Origin of the sequence: Flavobacterium sp. (assembly GCF_043780635.1) — a bacterium.
Taxonomy (GTDB): Bacteria; Bacteroidota; Bacteroidia; order Flavobacteriales; family Flavobacteriaceae; genus Flavobacterium.
This window is the reverse complement of the sequence record NZ_JAYWCK010000074.1, coordinates 1-26,816: the sequence shown is the minus strand read 5'-3', so window position 1 is coordinate 26,816 and position 26,816 is coordinate 1. Positions and strand designations below refer to the sequence as shown.

The 26,816-nt window shown below is 33.7% G+C and carries 17 protein-coding genes; 13 read left to right on the top strand and 4 right to left on the bottom strand.

The window, feature by feature from the left end:
* Positions 1-349: 349 nt before the first annotated feature.
* Positions 350-1,969: an amidase gene (locus ACH2BV_RS07175; protein ID WP_395050044.1), complete on the top strand. Its 1,620-nt coding sequence runs from the start codon at positions 350-352 to the stop codon at positions 1,967-1,969.
* Here the strand turns inward: ACH2BV_RS07175 and ACH2BV_RS07170 are convergent, their stop codons facing one another.
* On the bottom strand, positions 1,970-2,839 hold the full coding sequence (locus ACH2BV_RS07170; RefSeq protein WP_395050043.1) for an alpha/beta hydrolase: 870 nt from the start codon (positions 2,837-2,839) through the stop codon (positions 1,970-1,972).
* A gap of 189 nt (positions 2,840-3,028) precedes the next feature.
* Between ACH2BV_RS07170 and ACH2BV_RS07165 the strand changes: the two genes are divergently transcribed.
* From ACH2BV_RS07165 to ACH2BV_RS07135, 7 genes are all read left to right on the top strand, one after another.
* Positions 3,029-4,456 carry a glycogen synthase gene (locus tag ACH2BV_RS07165; RefSeq protein WP_395050042.1) on the top strand — a complete coding sequence of 476 codons (1,428 nt, stop codon included), beginning with the start codon at positions 3,029-3,031 and terminating at the stop codon, positions 4,454-4,456.
* Positions 4,446-5,726, top strand: a complete 1,281-nt coding sequence (locus ACH2BV_RS07160; protein ID WP_395050041.1) for a glucose-1-phosphate adenylyltransferase — start codon at positions 4,446-4,448, stop codon at positions 5,724-5,726. Before ACH2BV_RS07165 ends, ACH2BV_RS07160 begins: the two co-directional genes overlap by 11 nt.
* Before the next feature lie 120 nt (positions 5,727-5,846).
* Positions 5,847-7,778 (top strand): alpha-1,4-glucan--maltose-1-phosphate maltosyltransferase, encoded by a 1,932-nt coding sequence (locus ACH2BV_RS07155; RefSeq protein ID WP_395050040.1) that lies wholly within the window; start codon positions 5,847-5,849, stop codon positions 7,776-7,778.
* Positions 7,779-7,780: 2 nt separating this feature from the next.
* Positions 7,781-9,430, top strand: coding sequence for a trehalose synthase (locus ACH2BV_RS07150; RefSeq protein ID WP_395050039.1), 1,650 nt, complete (start codon positions 7,781-7,783; stop codon positions 9,428-9,430).
* Positions 9,431-9,469: 39 nt separating this feature from the next.
* Complete coding sequence (glgB, locus tag ACH2BV_RS07145) at positions 9,470-11,374, top strand: 1,4-alpha-glucan branching protein GlgB (protein ID WP_395050038.1); 1,905 nt, start codon at positions 9,470-9,472, stop codon at positions 11,372-11,374.
* Positions 11,375-11,564: 190 nt separating this feature from the next.
* Positions 11,565-13,964, top strand: a complete 2,400-nt coding sequence (locus tag ACH2BV_RS07140; RefSeq protein WP_395050037.1) for a glycoside hydrolase family 31 protein — start codon at positions 11,565-11,567, stop codon at positions 13,962-13,964.
* A gap of 91 nt (positions 13,965-14,055) precedes the next feature.
* Positions 14,056-14,874, top strand: a complete 819-nt coding sequence (locus ACH2BV_RS07135) for a M48 family metallopeptidase (RefSeq protein ID WP_395050036.1) — start codon at positions 14,056-14,058, stop codon at positions 14,872-14,874.
* Positions 14,875-14,979: 105 nt separating this feature from the next.
* Here ACH2BV_RS07135 and ACH2BV_RS07130 read toward each other — a convergent pair whose 3' ends face one another.
* The gene (locus ACH2BV_RS07130) at positions 14,980-16,197 is read right to left on the bottom strand and encodes an aminotransferase class I/II-fold pyridoxal phosphate-dependent enzyme (RefSeq protein ID WP_395050035.1); all 1,218 of its coding nucleotides are present in this window, start codon (positions 16,195-16,197) and stop codon (positions 14,980-14,982) included.
* Positions 16,198-16,376: 179 nt separating this feature from the next.
* On the opposite strand from ACH2BV_RS07130, the gene ACH2BV_RS07125 reads away from it, so the two are divergent.
* Positions 16,377-16,835 carry an Lrp/AsnC family transcriptional regulator gene (locus tag ACH2BV_RS07125; protein ID WP_395050034.1) on the top strand — a complete coding sequence of 153 codons (459 nt, stop codon included), beginning with the start codon at positions 16,377-16,379 and terminating at the stop codon, positions 16,833-16,835.
* Between the two features lie 109 nt (positions 16,836-16,944).
* Positions 16,945-18,348, top strand: coding sequence for a dihydrolipoyl dehydrogenase (gene lpdA, locus ACH2BV_RS07120; protein WP_395050033.1), 1,404 nt, complete (start codon positions 16,945-16,947; stop codon positions 18,346-18,348).
* Positions 18,349-18,418: 70 nt separating this feature from the next.
* Here lpdA and ACH2BV_RS07115 read toward each other — a convergent pair whose 3' ends face one another.
* Complete coding sequence (locus ACH2BV_RS07115) at positions 18,419-18,796, bottom strand: DoxX family protein (RefSeq protein ID WP_395050032.1); 378 nt, start codon at positions 18,794-18,796, stop codon at positions 18,419-18,421.
* A gap of 95 nt (positions 18,797-18,891) precedes the next feature.
* On the opposite strand from ACH2BV_RS07115, the gene ACH2BV_RS07110 reads away from it, so the two are divergent.
* The 3 genes from ACH2BV_RS07110 to ACH2BV_RS07100 are packed head-to-tail and all read left to right on the top strand — an operon-like array spanning position 18,892 to position 23,525.
* The gene (locus ACH2BV_RS07110; RefSeq protein ID WP_395050031.1) at positions 18,892-20,178 is read left to right on the top strand and encodes an anthranilate synthase component I family protein; all 1,287 of its coding nucleotides are present in this window, start codon (positions 18,892-18,894) and stop codon (positions 20,176-20,178) included.
* 27 nt (positions 20,179-20,205) lie between these two features.
* On the top strand, positions 20,206-21,516 hold the full coding sequence (gene tilS, locus ACH2BV_RS07105; protein ID WP_395050030.1) for a tRNA lysidine(34) synthetase TilS: 1,311 nt from the start codon (positions 20,206-20,208) through the stop codon (positions 21,514-21,516).
* The gene (locus tag ACH2BV_RS07100) at positions 21,516-23,525 is read left to right on the top strand and encodes a protein-disulfide reductase DsbD family protein (RefSeq protein WP_395050029.1); all 2,010 of its coding nucleotides are present in this window, start codon (positions 21,516-21,518) and stop codon (positions 23,523-23,525) included. Before tilS ends, ACH2BV_RS07100 begins: the two co-directional genes overlap by 1 nt.
* Positions 23,526-23,608: 83 nt before the next feature.
* On the opposite strand, the gene ACH2BV_RS07095 is transcribed toward ACH2BV_RS07100, so the two are convergent.
* Complete coding sequence (locus ACH2BV_RS07095; RefSeq protein WP_395050028.1) at positions 23,609-26,512, bottom strand: aminotransferase class III-fold pyridoxal phosphate-dependent enzyme; 2,904 nt, start codon at positions 26,510-26,512, stop codon at positions 23,609-23,611.
* Positions 26,513-26,816 lie beyond the last annotated feature (304 nt).

Genomic DNA, 26,816 nt, shown 5'->3' with positions numbered 1-26,816 from the left:
AGAGTATGTCGTCGCCTTTCTTTATGGAACCCCAACCTGAAAAGGTTGGGGTTCTTTTTTTATAGGTACGACGTGTTCGCCTAACGGCTCGGTTCGTCGTATTTCTTTGAAAACCCTGTTCGTTAGAACAGGGTTTTTTGTTTTGGATGCCGACCGTGTTCGCAAACAAGGTTTGTCACCCCAGCCAGGTTTGCTTCGCACGTTCGGCTAATGCCTCGGGTTTTTTATTTTATAAGAATTTTAGAATTTTATTCGCAACTTTTAGATTTGAACCATTTGGATAAATGTTATATATTTATCAAAAATTAATTTTATATCAGTTTTATAACTTTTGATAAAAGTAAATATTATGAAAAGAAGAACTTTTTTAACTACTACGACTTTAGCAACTATAGGACTTTCAACTCTCATTATCGAAGGTTGTAATGATTCCAAAAAAGATGTTGGAAATAAAAAAGTTGATGTTGATTCTACTTCAGTATTTGACCTAGACGAAGAAACTATCAGTAGTTTAAGGGAAAAATTGGATTCAACTAGATATAATTCTGTACAATTAGTAGAATTATATTTGAAACGAATTGAAAATATTGATAAAAGTGGTCAAAAATTAAATTCAATTATAGAAATAAATCATGATGCTGTTTCAATAGCGAAACAAATGGATAATGAAAGGAGAAATGGGAAAACGAGAGGTCCATTACACGGAATTCCAATAGTTATTAAAGATAATATTGATACTGCTGATAAAATGCAAACTACTGCAGGCTCTTTAGCTATGGTTGGAAACTTTGCTTCAAATGATGCGTTTATTGTGAAAAAATTACGTGCGGCTGGTGCTATTATTATTGGAAAAACAAATTTAAGCGAATGGGCAAATTTCCGTTCTACGCAATCAAGTTCAGGATGGAGTAGTAGAGGAGGTCAAACTAAGAATCCATATTGTTTAGATCATAATCCGTGTGGATCAAGTGCCGGTTCTGGCGTAGCTGTAGCAGCTAACCTTTGTGTTGTAGCCGTTGGAACTGAAACAGATGGTTCTATAGTTTGCCCAGCATCTGTAAATGGAGTAGTTGGAATAAAGCCAACTGTTGGACTAGTAAGTAGATCAGGGATTATACCCATATCAAAAACGCAGGATACTGCCGGTCCAATGGCAAGAACTGTGAAAGATGCAGCAATTTTGTTAGGTATACTTTCAGGTATCGATGATACTGATTCTATTACAAATGAAAGTAAAGGAAAAAGCTTTTCTGACTATACCCAATTTTTAGATTCTAATGCTTTGAAAGGAAAACGTATTGGCATTGAAAAGAAACCACAAGGTAATAATCAATTTATTAATGCACTATTTGAAGATGCAATTCATTTGCTCAAGCAAAAAGGGGCTACAATTATTGAAATAGATTATATTGATAAAATAAATGTATTTAGTGATGCTGAATTTGAAATTTTACAATATGAATTTAAGGATGGATTAAATCATTATTTAGCTACAGCCAATGCGAAAGTAAAAACCCTAACAGAAGTAATAGATTTTAATAATGCCAATGAAGATGCTGCTATGCCTTATTTTAAGCAAGAAATATTAGAAAGTTCGAATTTAAAACTTGGTCTTGATAAAAAGAGTTATAAAGAGGCATTAGATAAAAGTCACAATGGCAGTAAAAAGATTTTGGACTCCGTTTTTATTGAAAATCAACTTCACGCTATTTGCGGAATAACAATGGGTCCTGCCTGTAGCATTGATTTGATTTATGGGGATCGCTGGGGATATTCTTTGACGATGCCGGCGGCAGCCAGTGGTTATCCTCATATTACAGTTCCAGGAGGAAAAGTGTATGATTTACCAGTTGGTATATCCTTTTTTGGGACTGCTTATAGCGAGCCAAAATTAATTGGAATTGCTTACGCATATGAACAAGCATCAAAAAACAGAGTTAAACCAGAATTTAAAAATTCGTTTTTGTAATTAGTTGTTGGTTCTGATAAATTGGACTACTTTTTCAATTACTGCTGGATTGCCAAGAATTTTGCGATGGCCTAAGCATTCGGTTAGAAATAATTCGCCTTTTTTCAAGTGTTTGTGGATGTTAATTCCTGCTTCTACAGGAACTTCTTCATCGTTTTTATCGTGAATTACTAAAACAGGTATTAGTAGTTGCATGGCTGATTTGTATGCAGAATAATTGTCCATTTCTTCACCATATTTTTTTTCAAAATGCAAGCGCAATTCTTTACCTGTGCTCGGTTTTAATTTTAATTTTTCTACAAAACCGTTTAAAATATCCTGAACAATATCGCCACTTCCTATAACTGCCAAACGATTAATGGACAATCCTTTTTTTGCAGCATTTAGCAATGACATTCCTCCTAAAGAATGGCCAACAGCGGCTTCAAAAGGGCCAAATTGTCTCTCCACTTCTAATATTGTTTCAACAAAATCAGACATTATAGTAGTTTTTCCAGGAGATTTTCCGTGAGCCGGCGCATCAAAACTTACAGTGGAATATCCTGCTTTTATTAATTCGTCTGCAATTTTAAAAAGATGTGTTCCTCTTCCAGACCATCCGTGTGATAATAAAATTTTCTTGTCACTTTCTCCATATTGATAAATTACTACTTTTTTATTAATTGCAGGAATTTTAATTAGATTTTGGATGCTTTTGCTGTCCATTTGCAATTCTCTTTTTGGAATTTTATGTTTTATTGGTGTCGAAAATAATTTTGCAGCAAATAGTGTTGCTAAATTTGGTGAAATAAAAGTGATAAATTTACTAACTTGCAGTATTAGTTTAGGAATTTTCAATGATTGCTTGTGATTGGGAGCTTTTTTTGGCATTTCAATAATTTTTCAATCGAGTTATTATTTAATATTTTTTTTACTAAATTTAGAAAAACATAAAAGTAACAATAAATAACAGGTTTATTTGGGTATTTAATATAATATTGGAATTTGGCAATCCGAATATTTCATATTAAATATTTACAGTATTTTTATTAAGAATTAAAAAAAGACAAAATTTCTCTAATGGAAATATTTCATATAGCTGCAGAATGTTATCCAGTGGCAAAAGTCGGTGGTTTAGGGGATGTTGTGGGAGCGTTGCCAAAGTATCAAAATAAAGCAAAACACTTTGTACGAGTTGTAATACCTTGTTATGATACGAAATTCATAAAAGAAAATGAATTTGAATCTGTTCATAATGGTTATGTGAAATTGGGAAATTTTAATTTTCCTTTTAATGTTTTAAAAGAAAAGACTGATAAGCTGGGATTTGAATTGTATTTAGTAGATATTCCTGAATTGTTCGAGAGAAAAGAGGTGTATGGATACGAAGATGACATTGAACGTTTTTTGTCTTTTCAAATCGCCACATTGGATTGGTTAATTTCAAGAGCAGAAGTTCCTGACGTTATCAATTGCCATGATCATCATACTGGATTAATTCCGTTTTTGATGCAATATGCCAACAAATATGAGAAATTAAGAAATATATCAACGGTAATTACGATTCATAACTCAATTTATCAAGGACAATTTGGGTTTGATAAATTGTATTATTTGCCTGAATTTGATTTATCGAAAGTGACCGTTTTAGAATGGGACAATAGAATCAATTCATTAGCTACAGCCATAAAATGTGCTTCGGAAGTGACGACGGTTTCACCAAATTATTTGAATGAAATAAATAATTTTGCTTACGGATTAGAATCATTATTTAATCTTGTAAGGCACAAGTCCAAAGGGATTTTGAATGGAATTGATATTGAAGTATGGAATCCAAGTAAGGATAAGATGTTGTTTGAAAATTATTCTATTAAAACTTTCGAAAAAGGCAAAAAGGAAAACAAAGAAAAATTGTGTAGTCAATTTGATTTGGACTCTACAAAGCCACTTTTTAGTTTCATTGGAAGATTGTTAGAAGAAAAGGGAGCTGATTTATTGCCGCACGTTGCAGCAATGGCATTATCTGAAAATTTTGCGGGCATTAATATTTTAATTTTAGGTTCAGGAAATGCAGCAATAGAAAATCAATTGAGTCATTTATTGACTAGTTTTAAAGGAAATTACAATGCTTTCATAGGTTATAACGAAGAATTAGCCCATCAGATATATGCGAGTTCTGATTTTTTGTTAATGCCTTCAAGAGTAGAGCCCTGCGGTTTAAATCAAATGTATTCTTTTAAATACGGAACAATCCCTATTGTACGAAGAACAGGTGGTTTAAAGGATACTGTTATCGATTTTGAAGACAATGGAAACGGTATTTGTCACGATCAGGCATCAATTGTAGATGTTTGTTATTCAATTCAAAGAGCAGTAAAGTTGTATAAAGACAAGAAAAGTCTAAATAAAATTCGAAAAATAGGAATGAATATTGACCACTCTTGGGAAAGTGTTTGTCAGGAATATATAGAGGTGTATAATTTAATAATTAAGAAAAATGAAAGCTAAAAAGAAGAATGTAATTGCAATTATTCTCGGTGGAGGACAGGGTTCTCGATTGTATCCATTGACCGAATCACGTTCAAAACCTGCTGTCCCAATTGGAGGTAAGTATAGATTGGTAGATATTCCAATCTCAAATTGTATGAATTCAGATATTTACAGAATATTTGTTTTGACACAATTCAATTCAGCTTCTTTGAACGCACACATCAAGAACACTTATCATTTTAGTATATTTAGTCATGCTTTTGTCGATATTTTGGCTGCAGAACAAACCCCTGACAATCCTACCTGGTTTCAAGGAACTGCTGATGCTGTGAGGCAATGCATGCCTCATTTTTTAAATCATGATTTTGATTATGCATTGATTCTTTCTGGAGATCAATTGTATCAAATGGATTTGAATGAAATGATTGAGGAGCATATCAAAAACGAAGCTGACATTTCAATCGCCACTTTGCCTGTGAATGATAAAGATGCTCCTGAATTTGGAATTTTAAGAACTAATTCAGAAAGTTGTATCGAATCTTTTATCGAAAAACCTTCAAAAGATTTATTGCCTGATTGGAAATCAGATGTTAGTGATCAAATGAAAAGCGAGGGGAAACATTATTTAGCATCTATGGGGATTTATATTTTCAACAAGAAATTATTGGTGGATATTATGTCAAATCCTAACACCAAAGATTTCGGAAAAGAAATTATACCTCAAGCTGTTGGACATAAAAAAATATTTAGTTTTCAATATGAAGGGTATTGGACAGATATCGGTAATATAGATTCCTTTTTTGAAGCAAATATTGGTTTGACTGATGATGTGCCTCATTTCAATTTATTTGACAATGATAATAAAATATACACCCGACCAAGATTATTGCCTCCTACAAAGTTCAAAAGAACAAATATTGACAGATCATTAGTTTCCGATGGATGTATTATAAATGCCAAAGAGATCATTCGTTCTGTAATTGGGAATCGTTCCAGAATTGGTGACGACACCACAATTCAAAACACCTATATAATGGGTAATGATTTCTATCAAAATATAAATGATATGAATGAGGATTTGAGAAACAACAAACAGTTAATAGGAATTGGAGAAAGATGTTTTATAAACAATGCAATTGTTGACAAAAACTGTAGGATAGGAAATGATGTTCATATCAATGGAGGGAAGCACTTAGCTGATTTGTCAAATGAATTATATACCATTAAAGAAGGAATTGTTGTAGTCAAAAAAGGTGTTACCATCCCCGATAATTATACCATAAAGTAATTAATTAGCGGTCTTAAATTGTACTGATTTCAATAACAAAATAAATGATAAATATATTTTGTTATTAAAGTTTTTACAATATTATTTTTGCTAAATTTAGTTGAATTTTAAAAATACAAAATGCAGAATCAAACCCGAATAGTGATTGAAAATGTGTTGCCACAATTAGATGGCGGGATTAATCCAATTAAAAGAATTGTAAATCAAAAAATAAATGTTACCGCCGCTGTTTTTTCTGATGGGCATGATGTCATTGAATGTAGTGTCAAATTCAAACATGAAGACGATAAAAAATGGCAGGAAGCTCGAATGAATCCCTCGGTAAATGATGAATGGTATGCGAGTTTCAAGGTTGAAAAACAAGGATTTTATTCCTATTTTGTTGAAGGTTGGGTCGATTATGCTTTGAACTGGCAACACGGAATCGAACGAAAAATTCAAGACAATCAGCACGTGAATTCGGAATTATTAGAAGGTGCCGATTATGTAAAAGCTGTCTTGGAATTTGCCAATGAGCAAGAGAAGGAATATCTCCAAAATCTTGTCGTTTATTTCACGATTGAATCTGATTATGATAAAGCAATTCAGGAAGCAACCTCTTCTTACTTACATCAAATTTTCAAGAAATATCCAATCCGTTTCTTAGAAAATAAGTCTTTAGAATTAAAAGTTTACGTTGACAGAAAAAAAGCATTATTCAGCACTTGGTATGAATTTTTTCCACGTTCAGCTTCTGCCGAAGAAGGAAAACACGGAACTTTCAAAGATTGTGAAAGATTGTTGCCTAGAGTTGCTTCAATGGGTTTTGATACCTTGTATTTTCCACCAATTCATCCTATTGGAGAAGTAAATAGAAAAGGTAAAAATAATGCAACCAATTCAAACCCGGGAGATGTAGGTTCGCCTTGGGGAATTGGTTCGCAATATGGCGGTCATAAATCTACACATCCTGAGTTAGGAAGTATCGATGATTTTAAATCATTGGTCAAAAAAGCGAAAGATTTAGGAATTGAAGTAGCGATGGATTATGCGTTGCAAGCCGCGCCAGATCATCCTCATGTAAAAGATTTTCCGCAATGGTTCAAATGGAGACCTGATGGAACGGTACAATATGCCGAAAATCCTCCAAAGAAATATCAAGATATTCTACCAATATATTTCGAAAGCAGTGACTGGAAAAATCTTTGGAAGGAATTGTTGGATGTGGCGCTATTCTGGATAGAAGAATGTGATATCAAAATTTATAGAGTTGATAATCCTCACACCAAACCTTTTTATTTTTGGGGCTGGTTGATTTCCGAAATCAAGAAAAAACATCCTGATGTATTATTTTTGGCGGAAGCTTTTACCCGTCCAAAAATCATGAATGAATTGGCAAAACAAGGTTTTACCCAATCGTATACTTATTTTACTTGGCGCAATTCTAAAAAAGAATTGACCGAATATGTTGAAGAACTAACTCAAAGTGAGCAAAAAGAATTCTATCGACCTAATTTTTGGCCAAATACACCAGATATCAATCCTTTTGCTTTGCAAAACGGAAATGAATCCATTCATCTTCAGAAATATTTTTTAGCTGCAACATTGAGTTCTAGTGTTGGAATATATGGACCTGTTTTCGAATATAGAATTTCGGCGCCAATGGCTCCGGGAAAAGAAGAGTATTTGGATTCCGAAAAATACGAATATTTCAAATGGGATTGGGAAAAACAAAATAAAATAACGACTTTAATCACTCGTGTCAATACAATTAGAAAAGAACAAAATTCGTTGCAGCAAACCAATAATATTGTTTTTTGTGATACAAATAACGAGCAAGTTATATCCTATTACAAATTTGACGATGACAAACAAAATAAAACTTTAATGGTTGTAAGTCTTGATGCATTCAATACGAGTCAAGCAATGGTAAAGCTTCCAAAGGAATTGCTAAGAAATCTGCCTGTTCAAATTACTGATTTAATTACAGGAAATAGTTATATTTGGGCTAAAGAATGGAATTTCGTAGAACTTCCACCAGAATTACCTTTTCATTTATTTAAAATACACTAATAATGATAGACAACAAGATTAATGAAGATGAATTTCAAAATCCGTTTGTTTTCAATACAAATTGGGAAAATGCGTTTGAAGATGAGGAATTTGTAAAAGTTTTTTCATCGGATATTCTTGAAAACTACATCATTAATAAACGTTGGTATGGAGGTAAAGCAAGTACTCTGAAATATATAGAAGTGGTTGATTTCTTTAAAATAACTTCAAAATCAAATACTTATTATGGGGTTTTGCTTGAAGTCAATTTTAAAGAAGCTTTTTATCAGCATTATTTTATGCCATTGGCTTTTATGGCAGAAGATGAATTGGATACCAATACCATAATTGCACCAGTAAAAATGAACGGGCAGGCAGGATTTCTTGTTGATGCGCTTCATCAGGAGGATTTTAGAAAATTATTGTTCGATAAAATTATTAATTCCAAAGAAAAATCGGAGTCAAACGTTAAATTTCACAAAGGGGAAAAACTAGAAGAGAAGGAATATAAAACTTCCAAATTTATGGGAGTAGAGCAAAGCAATACTTCGATAATTTATAATAATACTTTGGTATTAAAAATTTTCAGAAGAATTTACATTAGTATGAATCCCGATTATGAAATTAGTCGTTTTCTTACTGAAAGAATGAATTTCAAAAGTTCGCCGTCTTATATGGGAAGCATTAGCGTGGTTATGACAGATGGAAATATTACACTCGGATTAATGCAGGAATTAGTACCAAATCAAGGTGATACTTGGCAATTTATGCTAGGAGAAGTGGACAAAATTTTTGATAATCTGAAATATAAAAAAATCAATATTTCTAAATTACCAGATATTGAATTGTTTAAAAGGTTAAAAATCAACGAAGTTCCCCACGAAATCATTGATTGGGCTGGGCTGAGTATTTTTATGCGTATCCAAACCCTAGCAACAAGAACAGCCGAAATGCATATAGCTTTGGGTAGTGATGTTCATGAAACCGCTTTTACACCAACGACATATAATGGTGATTATACAGTTTGGCTCAAAAATAGGTTGACCTACCAGTTTCAAAACCGATTGAATATTCTCGAAAATAATCTTCATAAATTAGACGGATTAGCTTTAGAATTAGCCAATCAGTTTTTAGATCATAAAAAAGAAATTAGAAAATTATTTTTGGATTTCGACTGGACTAAAATGAAATCAGAACGAATACGAATTCACGGGGATTATCATTTGGGTCAAGTTTTGGTTAATGGTGACGATTTCTATATTTTAGATTTTGAAGGCGAACCCGAGAGCACTATTCGTGACAGGAAAGTAAAACAACCTCCATTGAAAGATGTTGCGGGAATGTTTCGCTCGTTTCATTATTCAATTTATGCCACGATTTTCAACAATAAAGATAAATATCCGTTTGAGCAAGAAGAACTTTTTCGAGCAGGAGAAATATTGTTTAAGTATTTTGTAGGGGTATTTATACAGACATATATCGAAGTTGCGCAAGACGGAAATTTAAACATTGGTTACAATAAAGAAATAGATTTTTTATTAAAATATTGCCTGCTCGAAAAAGCAGTATATGAACTGGGTTATGAATTAAATTCAAGACCACGTTGGGCTGTAATTCCTTTGACAGGCATTGCCAGTATTATGGAGTTTAATAAAGCTGCAATCACTAAGTAAAGAATTCATATAAAAATAAAGAAAAATAACAAAATTAAAATGAACAAAGTACAACCTTATTCCCTTTTTACTGATTTCGACATTGATTTATTCAAAGCAGGGAAACATTTCAGATTATACGAAAAATTAGGTGCACATCTTCTAGAAGTTGATGGAGTAAAAGGCGTTTATTTTGCCGTTTGGGCACCATCGGCGCGATCTGTATCTGTGGTTGGGGATTTTAATTATTGGATTCAGGGCGAACACCAATTGCAAGTGCGTTGGGATTCATCTGGAATTTGGGAAGGATTCATTCCGGGAATTCAAAAAGGATCAACCTATAAATATAAAATTCAATCCAACAATGCTGGAATTATTACCGAAAAAGCAGATCCGTTTGCTTTATATTGTGAAAAACCACCTCATACCGCTTCAGTAATTTGGGATTTAGATTACAAGTGGAAGGACAAGAAATGGATGGATACCCGTAAAGAACACAATGATTTAGATAAGCCTTATTCGGTTTACGAAGTACATTTGGGTTCTTGGAAACGCAATTCAGAAGGAAAATTCTTGACCTATTTAGAATTAGCCGAAGACTTAGTAAACTATGTGAAAGAAACGGGTTTTACTCACGTTGAGTTTATGCCAATAATGGAATATCCATATGATCCGTCATGGGGTTATCAGTTAGTTGGTTATTTTGCACCTACATCTCGTTTTGGAAAACCACAGGATTTTATGGTTTTGGTCGATAAATTGCACCAGGCAGGAATTGGAGTAATCTTGGATTGGGTTCCTTCTCATTTTCCTGATGATGCACATGGTTTGGGGTTTTTCGATGGTTCGAATCTTTTTGAACACCCTGATCGTAGAAAAGGATACCATCCAGATTGGAAAAGTTTAGTTTTTAATTACGGAAGAAGCGAAGTGCGTTCTTTCTTGATAAGTAATGCCATTTTTTGGTTGCAACATTATCACGCCGATGCGCTTCGAGTTGATGCCGTGGCTTCCATGTTATATTTGGATTATTCCAGAAATGACGGAGAATGGGAACCGAATATTTATGGAGGAAGAGAAAATTTAGACACCATAAGTTTCTTGAAAGAATTCAATGAGGCCGTTTATTCTAGTTTTGAAGGAGTTCAAACTATTGCCGAAGAAAGTACTTCTTTCCCAATGGTTTCAAGACCAACTTTCGTTGGTGGATTAGGTTTTGGAATGAAATGGATGATGGGTTGGATGCACGATACTTTGGAATACTTTCAAAAAGACACAGTGTATAGAAAATACCATCAGAACGATTTGACTTTTTCGATGACTTACACTTTTTCTGAAAACTTTATGTTGCCGCTATCACACGATGAAGTGGTTTATGGAAAAAAGTCCATTGCAGGAAGAATGCCAGGTGACGAATGGCAGAAATTTGCTAATTTACGTTTGCTTTATGGGTATATGTTTATGCATCCGGGAACAAAATTATTGTTTATGGGAAGTGAATTTGGACAAAGTGCCGAGTGGAATTTTGAAGGAAGTTTAGACTGGCATTTATTGCAATATCCTTTTCACGAAGGCATCAAAAAAACGTTAACTGACTTGAATGCTTTGTATAAAGCACAACCTGCATTACACGAAAAACAGTTTAGTCCTGAAGGTTTTGAATGGATTAATTACTCTGATCATCAAAATGCAGTGATGACTTTTATTCGAAAAGGAAATAAACTAAAAGACGACGTTATTGTAGTTTGTAATTTCACTCAGGTTGTTCGTCAAAACTACCGCATTGGTTTGCCAAAAAAAGGAAAACTAACAGAAATTTTCAATAGCGATGCTGTTGCTTACGGTGGAAGTGGAGTGAAAAACCCTAATAAATTAACTGTTGAAGCGTTCCCTTATGATGCAAGAGATTATTCAATTGAATTGCTTTTACCACCTTTGAGTGTGACTGTTTATAAATTCGCTTAAATATTACTAATATTACAATGCCTCTTTTTATCGTTAGTTCTTATAAAAAACTAACGATAAAAAGGGGTATTATTCATATTATAATAAAAGTCCTTTTTAAGGCTTCATTAATAAAGGCAAGAATTAGAGAGGTTAAAAAAAATGTATTTTCGGAAAATATACCTAAAAATACTATAAAAAAGTTTAATAGATGATTACAAATACAGAATTAGAATATAAAGGAGATTTGTATCCTTCCAAAATAATTTCTTTTAAACACGAAGTTGATTCCGTTTATTTTTACACAGAAAATAGTATAATTTTAAAAGTTACTGTACTAAGGGATAGCATGATACGCTTTAGATATACTACAAAAGGATATTTCAGCAATGATTTTTCATATGCCATTGATAAAAGCCATTCTCAAGGATATAATTTTCTTGAAGTAACTGATGAGAAGGAATTTTACAAAATAAAAACGAGTAAAGTACAATGCAAAATTCAGAAAGTAGATTTGAGAGTTTCTATTTTAGATTTGAATAACAATGCTATATTAGAAGATGAATTAGGATTTCATTGGGAGGAAAGTTATGAGTATGGAGGCAATATTGTAAAAATGAGCAAGACTTCAAAAGATGGGGAATGTTTTTATGGACTTGGAGATAAAGCAACCCAATTGAATTTGAAGGGAAAACGATTGGAAAATTTTGCAACAGATCAGTATGCTTTCAGTAAAGATCAAGATCCATTATATAAAGTAGTTCCTTTTTATATTGGACTTCAAAATAAACAATCCTACGGTATTTTCTTCGACAATACATTTAAATCCCACTTCGATTTTTGTTACGAACGAAGAAATGTAACCAGTTTTTGGGCCGAAGGTGGAGAAATGAATTATTATTTCATTTATGGTCCTCAAATGCACGATGTAGTTACTACCTATACTGATTTGACTGGGAAACCTGAATTACCTCCACTATGGGCATTAGGATATCATCAATGTAAATGGAGTTATTTTCCCGAAAGTAATGTAAAAGAAATTACATCTAAATTCAGGGAATTGAAAATCCCATGCGACGCGATATATCTTGATATTGATTATATGGATGGGTTTCGATGTTTTACCTGGAATAAAGAATATTTTCCAGATCCAAAACGAATGGTAGCCGAGCTTGCCGAAGATGGATTTAAAACCATTGTAATCATTGATCCAGGAATAAAAATTGATAAAGAATATTCTGTTTATAAAGAAGCTTTAGAAAAAGATTATTTCTGCAAAAGAGCCGATGGACCTTATATGAAAGGGAAAGTTTGGCCAGGTGAATGTAATTTTCCTGATTACACAAATCCTGTGGTTAGAGAATGGTGGGCAGGATTATTCAAGGAATTGATTTCGGAAATTGGTGTAAAAGGAGTTTGGAATGATATGAACGAACCAGCCGTTATGGAAGTTCCTAATAAAACTTTCCCAATGGATGTGCGTCACGATTATGACGGAAATCCTTGTAGTCATAGAAAAGCGCACAATATTTATGGAACTCAAATGGCAAGAGCTACTTATCACGGTGTGAAAAGATTTTCTTATCCAAAAAGACCTTTTGTAATTACGAGATCTGCCTATTCAGGTGCACAACGTTATACTTCTTCTTGGACAGGAGATAATGTGGCCACGTGGGAACATTTATGGATTGCCAATATTCAAGTACAAAGAATGTGTATTTCCGGAATTGGATTTACGGGTTCAGATATTGGCGGTTTTGCAGAACAACCTTCTGGGGAATTGTATGCACGTTGGATTCAATTGGGGGTATTTCACCCTTTTTGCAGAACGCACTCTTCTGGTGATCATGGCAATCAGGAGCCTTGGGCTTTTGACGAAGAAGTTATTGATATTACTAGAAAGTTTGTCAACTTGCGATATCAATTATTACCTTATTTATATACCATGTTTTGGCAATATATTGAGGAAGGAATTCCAATGTTGAAACCTTTGGTTTATTATGATCAGGATGATATTCAGACACATTATCGCAATGATGAATTCATTTTTGGTAACCAAATCTTAGTTTGTCCTATTCTTGAACCTAATTCGTTAGGAAGAAGGATGTATATTCCTCGTGGTCAATGGTATAATTACTGGACTAACGAGATGATATCTGGAGGAAAAGAAATCTGGGTTGATACCAAGTTTGACCAAATTCCAATTTTTGTAAAAGCAGGTGCCATAATCCCTAAATATCCAGTGCAACAATATGTTGGTGAACTAGAATTTGATGAATTAACATTGGATTTATATTTCAAGGAGGGAAAAGAGAAATCAGAAATATACGAAGACGCCCAAGATGGTTATGATTACAAAAAAGGACGATTTAGTTTTCTGTCATTCAAAACCATTGGAAAAGAAAAAGAGCTAATAGTTCAATTGCACAAGGAAGGAAAGTATGATACTAATTACTCAAAATACAGAATAAATCTTTTTGGATTGCCTTTTAAAATAAAAGAAATTGAAATTGACGACGAGATATTTAAATATGACAAAAAGACTTTCGAAAAAGATAATTATCTAATTGTTGACAAGGAATTTACGGAGTTGCACATTTTTGGCAGGTAAATATCAAAAAATTTTGAAACTTTTGAATATTATTTTATAAATTTTAACTTCAATTAAGTTGTATTTTTGGTAAATATTTAAAATTATATTTATGAAAAAGTACATTACATTAGCTGGGATTTTTACACTAGTATTATTTTTTTCATGTGCCACAAATCCATTTACTGGTAAACAGAGTTTGAATTTTGTGTCCAATAGTCAATTGTTTCCATCCTCTTTTCAGCAATACGGAACTTTTCTAAAAGAAAATAAAGTAATAGTTGGAACGACTGATTCGAGACGTGTTGAAAACGTTGGAATGAAAATCAGGGCAGCAGCTGAGCGATGGTTAAAGGCTAATGGACAAGCTCAATATTTGAATGGATATCAATGGGAATATAAGTTGATAGAAAATAAAGAGGTTAATGCTTGGTGTATGCCTGGTGGCAAAATTGTAGTTTATTCAGGAATTTTGCCAGTAACTCAAGACGATGCAGGTTTAGCCACCGTAATGGGACATGAAGTTTCTCATGCATTAGCCAATCACGGTGCACAACGAATGAGTGCGGCTCAATTGCAACAACTCGGAGCTGTAGGTGTAGCCGTTGCAACAGGAAGTAAAAGTGCCGAGCAACAACAAATGTGGCAACAATATTACGGAATAGGTTCAGAAGTGGGAGTAATGCTTCCTTTTAGTAGAAGTCATGAAAGCGAAGCCGATAAAATAGGTTTGACGCTTATGGCAATTGCAGGTTACAATCCTGAATTAGCTATAGCATTTTGGGAAAGAATGGCTGCTACCTCTAGTGGAAATAAATCACCAGAATTTCTTAGCACACACCCAGCCGATGCTACAAGGGTTGCCAATTTAAAAAGGTTAATTCCCGAAGCTAAAGCCGAAGCTTTAAAGTTTGGAGTCGTCTTTAAATAATTGAATCTTTCAGATTTATATTGTACAAGACGAATTATTGAAATTAATAAATCCGTTTCTTGAATTAATGAGTAGAGAAACGGATTTTTAATTTATTGAATTTTTCTAAACTAAAGAAGGAACTTTCAGAATTCCAAGCTCAACCATACATTCTTTCATCATTTGACAAGTACGCTCAATATTGTTGTCTAATCCAATAGAAAAACGAATTAATCCATCTGTCAAACTCATTGCTGCTTGTTCTTCTAGTGGAATTTCGCTAGACGTTGATGTTCCTGGTGCGCTGAACAAGGTTTTATAAAATCCTAAACTTACTGCCAAATAACCTAATTTTTTACTTTGCATCAACTCCATTAATTCATTGGCTTTGTCCAAAGTTCCAACGTCTAAAGTCATCATTCCGCCAAAACCATATTCGGGATTAATCATACTTGTATACAAATTATGACCGGAATGACTTTTCAAACCGGGATAAACAACCTTCAATCCGTCTTTCTCGAAACGTTCTGCCAAATACATTGCATTATAACTGTGTTGTTTCATTCGGATGTGCAAAGTTCTCAAGTTTTTCATCACGCTAGCCGAGCGTAAACTATCCATTGTTGGACCAAGAAGCATACTCGCACCATTATTCACATTCTTCAAACTGTCAATAAATTCTTGTGATGCACAAGTCACGCCGCCAAGAGTATCACTGCTTCCGTTGATGTATTTTGTCAAACTATGAATGACAATATCAGCTCCCAATTTTGCAGGAGAAACTGATAAAGGTGAAAAAGTATTGTCGACCACCAGTTTTATATTGTGTCTTTTTGCGATTTTTGCCAAACTTGCAATATCAGCGATTTCAAGCAAAGGATTACTCACAGTTTCACAATACAAAACTTTGGTATCAGGTGTAATTGCTGCCTCAACTTTATCCATTTTTGTAATGTCAACAAATGTAGTTTTGATGCCTAATCTTGGACTAAAATTTTTCAAAAAAGCATACGTTCCTCCATAAATAGTTCTACTGGAAACAATATGGTCACCCGAACCACATAGTTGTAAAAGTACAGGAGTTATCGCTCCCATTCCTGAAGCTGCAACATTAGCGGATTCAGTTCCTTCCATTGCGGCCAATGCTTTACCTAAATACAAATTACTCGGTGAGGAATGGCGCGAATACAAATAGCAGCCATCGGCATTGCCTTCAAATGTATCGAACATCGTTTTTGCAGACAAAAAGGTGTAAGTTGAACTATCTGAAATAGAAGGATTTACTCCTCCAAATTCCCCGAAGTATTGTAAATCTTGAATATTATCTGCTGGATTGAATTTCATGGCTATATGGTTTTAGTGTTTGTATATCAAAGTTCCATATAATTAGACTTAAAATCAATGCTAAAGTAGTTATTTAGATTTAAAAACTAAAATAATAATTAATATTAGATTTTTAAACTATATTTGACTTTAATTTTAAATATTTTTAGTTTTTATTTTTGAACTTAAATTCCAAACAAATGACGCTAGATTCAATTGACAAAAAGTTGCTTTTCCTGTTGCAAAGTGATTGCAAAAAAACCACCAAAGAATTATCATTAAAACTCAATCTCTCGGTAACAGCGGTTTATGAGCGCATTAAGAAACTCGAACGAGAAGGAGTTATTGATAAATACGTTGTCTTGGTTAATCGTTCGAAAGTTGAAAAAGGATTTGTGGTTTTCTGTCACATCAAGCTTATTCAGCATACCAAAGAATTCCTGACTAAGTTTGAAAGTGAAGTTATCAAGCTTAAAGAAGTGCTTGAGTGTCACCATGTAAGTGGCGATTACGATTATATCCTGAAAATTTTAGTGAAGGATATGGAAGCTTATCGAGAGTTTTTGGTTAATAAACTCACTGTATTGGAACATATAGGTAGCACACACAGTACCTTTATGATTAGTGAGGTTAAAAACTCTACAGTAATTGAAATTTAAAAATGGATAACTAAAAAGGAGTAATTCGATACGAAATCTTTAATTTTTTAACTTTAACTTCAAACAAAAAAACTTAATTTTGCAACTCTAAAATAAAAACACACAAACTATGAGTTCATTTGACGTAGTAATTATAGGTTCAGGACCAGGCGGATATGTTTCAGCGATTCGTTGCGCACAGCTAGGTTTCAAAACTGCCATTATAGAAAAATATAGTACTCTTGGAGGAACTTGCTTGAATGTGGGTTGTATTCCATCAAAAGCTTTGTTGGCATCATCTCATCATTATAGCGAAATTGCTCATTTTGCTGACCACGGAATCGAGGTTTCTGGTGAAGTGAAAGTGAATTTAGAAAAAATGATTGCCCGCAAACAAGCTGTTGTGGATCAAACTTCTGGTGGTGTGAAATTCTTGATGGACAAAAACAAAATCACAGTTCTTGAAGGTTTGGGTTCATTTGTAGATGCTACTCACGTGGCTGTTGCCAAATCGGACGGAACTTCTGAAACTGTTGAAGCAAAAAATATTATTATTGCAACAGGTTCTAAACCATCGTCGTTGCCATTTATAAAAATTGACAAAGAAAGAATCATCACTTCAACGGAAGCGTTGAAATTGAAAGAAGTGCCAAAACACCTTGTTATCATTGGTGGCGGTGTAATCGGAATCGAATTAGGACAAGTTTATTTACGTCTTGGTGCGCAAGTTTCGGTAGTGGAATTTATGGATAGAATTATTCCGGGAATGGACTCTTCATTGTCTAAAGAATTGACTAAAGTCTTGAAAAAACAAGGAATGAAATTCTACGTTTCCCACAAAGTTAAATCGGTGGAAAGAAAAGGAGATAAAGTAACAGTTCAAGCCGAAAATACAAAAGGGGAAACCATCACTCTAGAAGGTGATTATTCTTTGGTTTCTGTTGGGCGTCGTCCTTATACAGATGGTTTGAATGCTGATAAAGCAGGCGTTATAATTACAGATAGAGGAATGGTAGAGGTAAACGACCATTTGCAAACGAATGTTTCAAATATTTATGCTATTGGTGATGTAGTTCGTGGCGCAATGTTAGCACACAAAGCCGAAGAAGAAGGAACTATGGTTGCTGAAATCATAGCTGGCCAAAAACCACACATTGATTATAATTTAATTCCTGGAGTTGTTTATACTTGGCCAGAAGTGGCTGCTGTTGGGCAAACCGAAGAGCAATTAAAAGCCTCTGGTATAGAATTCAAATCAGGAAGTTTTCCATTCAAAGCATTAGGAAGAGCAAGAGCCAGCGGAGATTTAGATGGTTTTGTTAAAATTCTTGCTGATGAAAAAACGGATGAAGTTTTGGGAGTTCATATGATTGGTGCTCGCTGCGCTGATTTGATTGCCGAAGCGGTTACTGCAATGGAATTCAAAGCATCTGCCGAAGATATTTCAAGAATGAGCCACGCACATCCTACTTTTGCCGAAGCCTTGAAAGAAGCAGCATTAGCTGCAACAGATAATAGAGCGTTGCACGTTTAATTAAAAATAGAATCTCTTTATAAAAATAAACCCGCTTTAGAGCGGGTTTTACATTTTTTATAAGTTTTAATTATTTTCGCGAAAACAAACTTTTGTAATTATCCCAGTGTTTGTAAATTAAAAAAAAGTTCCCTAAAAACAAGAATATCGCAATTGGCATAGCTTGCGGAGTCAGGTAATAGTCAAGAAATAGAATGTTCATTATGATGGGTAAAATTAATATACTGGCTAGAGTTACATACAAATCAAAGATAAATGCCAAGCCGCAAAGCAATTCAATAAATTTTGCTGCGGGCATTATATAGGCTGAAGATACAGCGCCAACATCAAATGCTTTGAAGTCGCCATTAGTGACTGGTTCCGGCATTAAATTTAAAAAATAACCAATAGCAACTGAAATAAGCAAAAGACCAATTAAAGTTCGGATAATAATAGTTACAGTTTTCATAATTTACGGTTTTAGGGGTTAATTATACTATAAATGTAAAGAAAAACTAAAATAAAATTGTCGTAATTTTGACTTTTTTAAAACATTCCAACACTTTGAGAACATCAATTGTAAAAAATATAAGAAATTTAACGCAGTTTAAAAAACAGTTATTAACTTGGTCACAACAATTTCGAGAAGTTGTTTTTATGGATAGTAACGATTATCCGCAACAATATTCCAGTTATGATTGTATTCTAGCTGTGGATGCTTTTACCTCAATAAAAACTGATTATCAAAATGCTTTCGAAGACTTAAAACAATATCAGCAAGCAACTAAAGACTGGCTTTTTGGTTATTTATCTTATGATTTAAAAAACGACATTGAGGCTATACATTCCAATAACTTTGATGGATTGAATTTTCCAGATTTGTTTTTCTTCCAACCCAAAAAGTTATTTCTTTTAAAAGGAAGTGAACTCGAGATTCAATATCTTAATATGTGTGATGATGAAATTGAGAATGATTTTGAGGACATTATAGAATCGAGTTTGCTAACTTTTGAGATACTGGAAGTTGTAGAAGTGAAACAACGAATTTCAAAAGAAAATTATCTCGAAAAAACATCGAAAATCCTTGAACACATTCATCGTGGAGATATTTACGAAGCCAATTTTTGTATGGAGTTTTTTGTAGAAAACGCGATTATCAATCCATTGGAAAATTTCCTTAAACTCAACGAAATATCTAAACCACCATTAGCAGTTTTTTTAAGAAACGACAAACAATTTCTGCTTTCGGCATCACCAGAACGCTATTTAAAAAAAGAAGGACAACTGCTTATTTCGCAACCTATAAAAGGAACAGCTAAACGATATTTTGATCCAATAGAAGATGAAACCTCTAGAAATCAATTGGCATCTGACCCAAAAGAACGCTCTGAAAATATTATGATTTCTGATTTGGTTCGGAATGATTTGTCCCGAACAGCCCAAAAAGGTTCTGTTAAAGTTGAAGAATTATGCGGCATTTATTCCTTCGAGCAAGTGCACCAAATGATTTCAACGATTACTTCAAAATTAGACTGTCAATATTCTGTTATTGACGCCATTAAAACGACTTTTCCAATGGGAAGTATGACCGGAACTCCCAAGTTTTCAGTACTTAAAATTATAGAAGAACTCGAAGAAACAAAAAGAGGATTATACAGTGGAGCTGTTGGTTATTTTACTCCAACTGGCGACTTTGATTTCAATGTAGTCATTCGAAGTATTTTGTACAATCAGGAAAATAAGTATGTATCGTTTTCCGTAGGAAGTGCTATAACATCACAATCTATTCCGGAAAAAGAATATGAAGAATGTTTACTCAAAGCAAAAGCAATGCGAGAAGTTTTGGGTTAAATTCAATTCAATTGACTAAATTTGAATATGCAACAGAAATTTCTAATCCATATCAATCAAAACTTTCCTTTTTTAAATGGAAAAAAACTCCTTTTGGCTACAAGCGGTGGTTTAGATAGTATGGTGATGGTCGATTTGTTTCAAAAATTAAACTTTACTATTGCAATTGCTCATTGCAATTTTCAACTTCGTGGAGTGGAAAGTTTTGAAGATCAGGCTTTCGTCCAAAATTATTCCGAAATCAATAAGATTGAATCCTTTGTAACTCAATTTGACACCGAGACTTTTGCTGAAGATTATAAACTTTCCACTCAAGTTGCCGCTCGTGAGTTGCGATACAGCTGGTTTTATGAACTTTCAGAAACTGAAAATTTCGATTATATTCTTACAGCACATCACGCTGATGATAATTTAGAAACCTTTCTAATCAATTTTGTACGAGGAACAGGACTAGATGGTTTGACAGGAATTCCGGTACATAACGATATAGTAATTCGCCCGCTTTTGATTTTTTCCCGGCAGGAAATTGAATATTATGCCAAGAAAAATAATATTCAGTGGAGAGAAGACAGCAGCAATGCATCGGATAAATACTTGCGAAATAAAATCAGGCATAATTTGGTTCCAATATTGAAGGAATTAAATCCTGATTTTCTTTCCTCCTTTCAAAAAACACAAAAATATTTGCAAGAGTCTAAAACGATGGCTGATGATGCGTCTATTATGATTTATCAGCAAGTGGCAGCCGAAAAAGGTGAGGATATTCATTTTGATTTGAATCAATTAAAAAAACTACCCAATTATAAATCCTATTTGTATCAATGGCTCAATGAATTTGGGTTTTCTGCTTGGGATGATATTTATGATTTAGTAGAAAGTCAATCTGGAAAGCAGGTATTTTCAAATGAATTTCGATTATTAAAAAACAGAGATTTTCTAATTTTGAGTCCAATCAATTTTGTGGATGAAAGTGAAGAATATTTTATCAGTAAAAACCAAAAAGAAGTTAAAGTTCCCTTAAATCTTTCGATTTGTAAAGTAAATGACATTTCCAAAGAATCAAATACAACTATATTTGTCGACGAAGATAAGCTATGGTATCCCTTGGTTTTACGACGCTGGAAAGAAGGCGATACTTTTCAACCTTTTGGGATGGAAGGAAAATCTAAAAAAGTGAGCAAATTTTTTAAAGACGAAAAGTTGTCTTTATTAGAAAAAGAAAATATGTGGCTTTTATGTTCTGATAACCAAATTGTTTGGATTGTCGGAATCAGACAGGATGAGAATTTTAAAATAAGAAACACAACAAAAAATATACTTAAAATACGATTGGAATAATGAAGAAAATTATTTTTTTATTAGTTGCTTTTTTGGCTTTCGCCAATGGAAATTCGCAAATTCTTGATCCCGTAAAATGGACTACAAAAATAGAGAAGAAATCTGAAAACAACTATATACTTACCTTTAATGGTGTTATAGAAAATGACTGGCATATGTATTCTCAGTTTACTCCTGATGGCGGACCATTACCATTAGAAGTGATTTTCAAAAACCAAAAAGGGAATTTCAACTTGGTTGGCAAAGCCAAAGAAGGAAAAACAACTACTGCTTACAATGATGTTTTTGAAGTAAACGAAACTTTTTTTGTAAAAAATGCCCAGATTCAACAAGAGATAACATTAGTAAACCCAAAGATTTCAAAAATTGAAGTTGCCTTAAATTATCAAGTTTGTAAGCAGTCTTGCATTAATCAGGAAAAAAAATTCAGCTTTGTTATCCCATCAGTTTCTAAGACAGGAGTAGAAACTATTAAAATTGATACTGCAAAAATTATTGACACAACTTCAAAATCAGAAGAAATTAAGGATGCTGTTGTCACTGTATCAAAAGCCCAAGACACTCCTTCTTCTAAGCCTGAAAAACAAAAAGGATTGTGGTCCATATTTTTTATTGCTTTTTTCTCTGGGTTTGCAGCTTTGCTAACACCTTGCGTCTTCCCAATGATTCCAATGACAGTAAGTTTTTTTACCAAACATAGTAAAACAAAAGCTACCGGAATTGTGAATGCCATTTTTTATGGTCTTTCAATAATATTTATTTATGTAGCTTTAGGGATGACAATAACTTGGGTTTTTGGAGCTGATGCTTTGAATGTTTTATCAACGGGAGTTCTATTCAATATTATTTTCTTTATAATCTTAGTATTTTTTGCCTTTTCATTTCTTGGAGCGTTCGAAATTATGCTGCCTAATTCTTGGGCTAATAAATTAGACAAACAGGCTGGGAAAACAGGAATTATTGCGATTTTCTTTATGGCTTTAGTTTTGGCAATAGTATCATTTTCTTGTACAGGACCCATCGTTGGAACCTTGCTCGTTCAAGCCGCTTCACAAGGAGGAATTGCCCCAATTATAGGAATGTTAGGTTTTTCATCAGCAATTGCAATACCTTTTATGTTGTTTGCTATATTTCCTTCTTGGTTGCATTCTTTACCAAAATCTGGAGGTTGGATGAACTCTGTTAAAGTTTCTTTAGGCTTTCTGGAATTGGCTTTGGCATTCAAATTTTTATCTAATGCCGATTTAGTTCTGCAATTGCATTTATTAGAAAGAGAAGTGTTTTTGGCTATTTGGATTGCTATTTTTGGAACATTTGCACTTTATTTATTTGGAAAAATTACTATGCCACATGATAGTCCATCAGAACATATTTCTGTGGGAAGATTGTCTTTGGGACTAGTGGTTTTATCTTTTACGATTTATATGATTCCTGGACTTTGGGGCGCGCCATTGAAATTGATAAATGCTTTTCCGCCTCCAATGGAATACAGTGAAAGTCCACTTGGTTTTGGTAGTTCAGGAAATAATTCGTCCACTGGAATTTTGCCGGATGGAGCAAAACTTGGACCTCATCAAATAGTGGTTTTCGATGATTATGATAAAGGTATGGCTTACGCCAAAACTATAAATAAACCTGTAATGCTTGATTTTACAGGTTATGCTTGTGTGAATTGTAGAAAAATGGAAAATAACGTTTGGTCGGACGAGCGCGTTTTATCAATTTTAAAAAATGAAATTGTACTTATTTCTTTATATGTTGACGACAAGCGTGATTTACCAAAAAGTGAACAGCATATTTCTAAAACAACTGGTTCAGAAATTGAAACTATTGGAGATAAATGGGCAGATTTTATGATTTCAAAATATAAAACCAATACCCAGCCATTGTATGTTTTGACTGATTTAAACGGAAATAGTTTGAATGAAACTACGCCAACAATTAGTTACACAAGTGTTGAAGAATATGTAAATTGGTTAAAAACCGGAATTTCCAAGTTTAAAAAATAGCAAAAAGTTCTAAAAGCAAAACTAAATGCAATTTTGTGATTTCTCCCTGCGGTCGAAATGACACACTATTTACTGTTTTTTATTTAACCCTCCATTTTACCTAAAATCGCTCTCAATGTTTCCACTAGAAAAGTTGCGTTTTCTTTGGTAAAGCACATTGGGGGTTTTATTTTAAGAATATTGTAATAATCACCCGTTGGGTAAATTATTATTCCTCTTTGTTTCATCGCTTCCGAAATCCATAACGCCTTTTGACTGTCAGGTTTTCTTGATTTTTTATCGGTTACTAAGTCAACACCCAAATACATTGCGTGACCGTAAACTGCTCCCACACTTTCGAATTCATCGATTAATTTTTCTAGTTCCTGTTTGAGAAAATTTCCAACAATTGCAGCATTTTCTTGAAGTTTTTCTTCTTCAATGACATCTAAAACAGCATTTGCAATTTGGCAAGAAACGGGGTTTCCTGCAAAAGTGTTGAAATAGGTATATTTTTTTCGATAGGCATCCGCAATTTTTTGAGTTGTAATCACTGCCGAAATCGGATGTCCATTGCCCATTGGTTTTCCTAAAGTTACAATATCCGGCAGAACGCCTTCTTTTTGAAAGCCCCAAAAATGGCTTCCCATTCGGCCAAAACCAATTTGAACTTCATCGGCAATGCAAACACCTCCTCCTTTGTGAACGTGTTCGTAAACTTTTTTCAAATAGTCTTTTGGCATTTCCACACCTCCACCAGAACCTAACAATGATTCCGAAATGAATGCTGCAACTCCTCGTCCTTGTGACTGAATATTAGCAATTTTGTCTTGAGCATCTTTTGCATAAAGTTCCGAAACATTGGGAGTATCAGCAGCATATTTCCCTCTAAAAGTATTGGGTTGTATTAAAGGATGTGTGAAAGGTCGAACGCTTTTTGAAGCCGTTGGATTATCCATTAAATTTGTGCTGATTTCATCAACTGCAGTTGTATTTCCGTGGTATTCGCCATCAATTACCAGAACATCATTCTGATTAGTATAGGCTCTTGCCAATCGTAATGCCAAATCATTAGCTTCACTTCCGGTACAAGTATAAAAAATAACTTGCAAGGATTCAGGGAAATATTTTAATAAACGCTCAGCATAATCGATGTTGTCTTCATATAAAAACCGAGCGTTGGTATTGAGTTTTCGGAGTTGTTTTGTGGCTGCATCAACCACTTTTGGATGAGAATGACCAATGTGAGCCACGTTATTTATGGCATCCAAATACACACGTCCATCATCGGCAATAAGATATTGTTGCCAACCTCTAACCAAATTCATAGGTTCTTGATAATAATATTCCTGCGCTTGTTGGATTACTTTTGCTCTTCGATTTTCTAGAGTTTCTGTTTCGTTATTATTTGTAGTGATTTTTGATTCCATTCCTAAAAAAGCAGATGGATCAGGAGATAAAATTCCCCAACCAATGCTTTCACTTGGTAAACAAAATTGTGGTGCAACTCCTGAACTATCCACTTGAATAAAGACGAGTGATGGAAATGGAGAATTTAAATTTTCGGCTGAAATTGTACCTAAAGGTTCTCCTTGTTTTATTATAGTTCCTATTTCTATATTGCTTTCAATTTCATAAAAATAGATATAAAAAGAGTCTGTTTTAAAAATAGATTTATCTTCAATTTTATTAACAAAAGTTAAATCAACTGGTGCGCATATTGTTGTTCCGGCTGGTGCAAAAGCAAAAATCCCCAATGCAATGGTTTCACTTTCTCTAGGATTGGATTCGAAAGGTTTTAGGACGGGTGTTTTGTAAACAGCTCTTCCAAAACCATTTTCTAATTGATTCTTTATGTTCTTTCTACATTGTTCTAAATTGTTCCAAGCGCCTTCATTGTATATTTCTGATGAAGGACTAATATCAATTATATTAAGAATTTCATTGTTTTCAAATATTGATTTTATTTTTGCTGTTTCCAAAAAATGTTGAATGTTTAAACTTTCTTCCGATTCCATTTTGCATGCTTTACGGAATAGGTCAGTGGCAAATTCTTCTTTTTCGGAACTCAATTGGTGAAACATTTCACGGTCGGCAATGGCTTGTTTTTGCACATATTCATTATCCGGCTCCATAGATAATTGTCTGGCCGAAGCACCTACAATAGTTGCTGAACGCAATTGAATTAATGGATATAATATGTTGATTTCCTCTTTTGTCAAAGGAAAAACTTCGTGGTAGGATTGAATTACTTCATATGCATCGGCAAATGGGGTTGGACTTCCAGTCATTGCTGATTCTAAGACCATAACAGCTAATTCGCCAATTGTCCAGGAATGGCAAACATCACCAAAGTCAATGATTCCCTGAATTTTTTCACCAGAATCATCCAACAGAAGATTGTAGCGAGTCAAATCGGCGTGGATTACGCTTTTGCGAACTTTAGAAATAGCGGGAATTTTTGTTTTCCAATTTTCCATAATAGACAAAATGCTATTTTTAGTCTTTTCATCTTCTACGAAAGTGACCCAGTTTTCAAGTAAGGATGCTGATTGTTGTAAATCCCATTGTATTGGTCGTTCAGCAGCTTCGTGAGAAAATGTAGCAAGTTGTTTTGAAAGGCCTCCCACAAATTTCCCCATATTTTGCAATAAATCTTTTGAACGAAACGGAACTGTTGAAAGCATTGTACCTTCAAGAAAATTTAATACTCGCCACCAATGTGATGCTACGAAAATCATTTGTTTTCCTTCGTTAGAAAGAATTATTTTTGGAATAGCATCGGCATAAAGATGTTCGACTACTTTGTTCTGAAGGTCAAGCCAAGATTCTGGAGTTTCAATATTGGCAATTTTTAATACAAATTTTTCTCCATTGGAATTTCTCACCAAAAAGTTTTGGTCAAGATAACTGTCTAATGGTTTTAAAATTTCTGTAATCCCCCATTCTATTTTCAAAACAGTAAGTGCTTCTTCTTTTGAAAAGGTGGGGCAAGTGGAGATGTTCATATTGATGACTTATTTGGAGTTTAAATACAAAAATCACTATCTTGTATTAAAAACCATAAAATAAATAATTTTTAGTCAATTTTACAAATAAATAATAAAGTTTTGTATAATTGACAAAATAAATCATTTTAGATGTTTGTTAAATAAGTGCATTTTGGCAATGCTAGTTGCGTTAATTGTAAAAAAAAACACTCTAAAGACTAATCGAGGGCACTGAAAAACATTGCTTATTTTGATTAGCGTTGTTTTCAGACAATAAAAAAGTACTTGTAACAGGATTTTAAAATCCTGTTACAAGCACTTT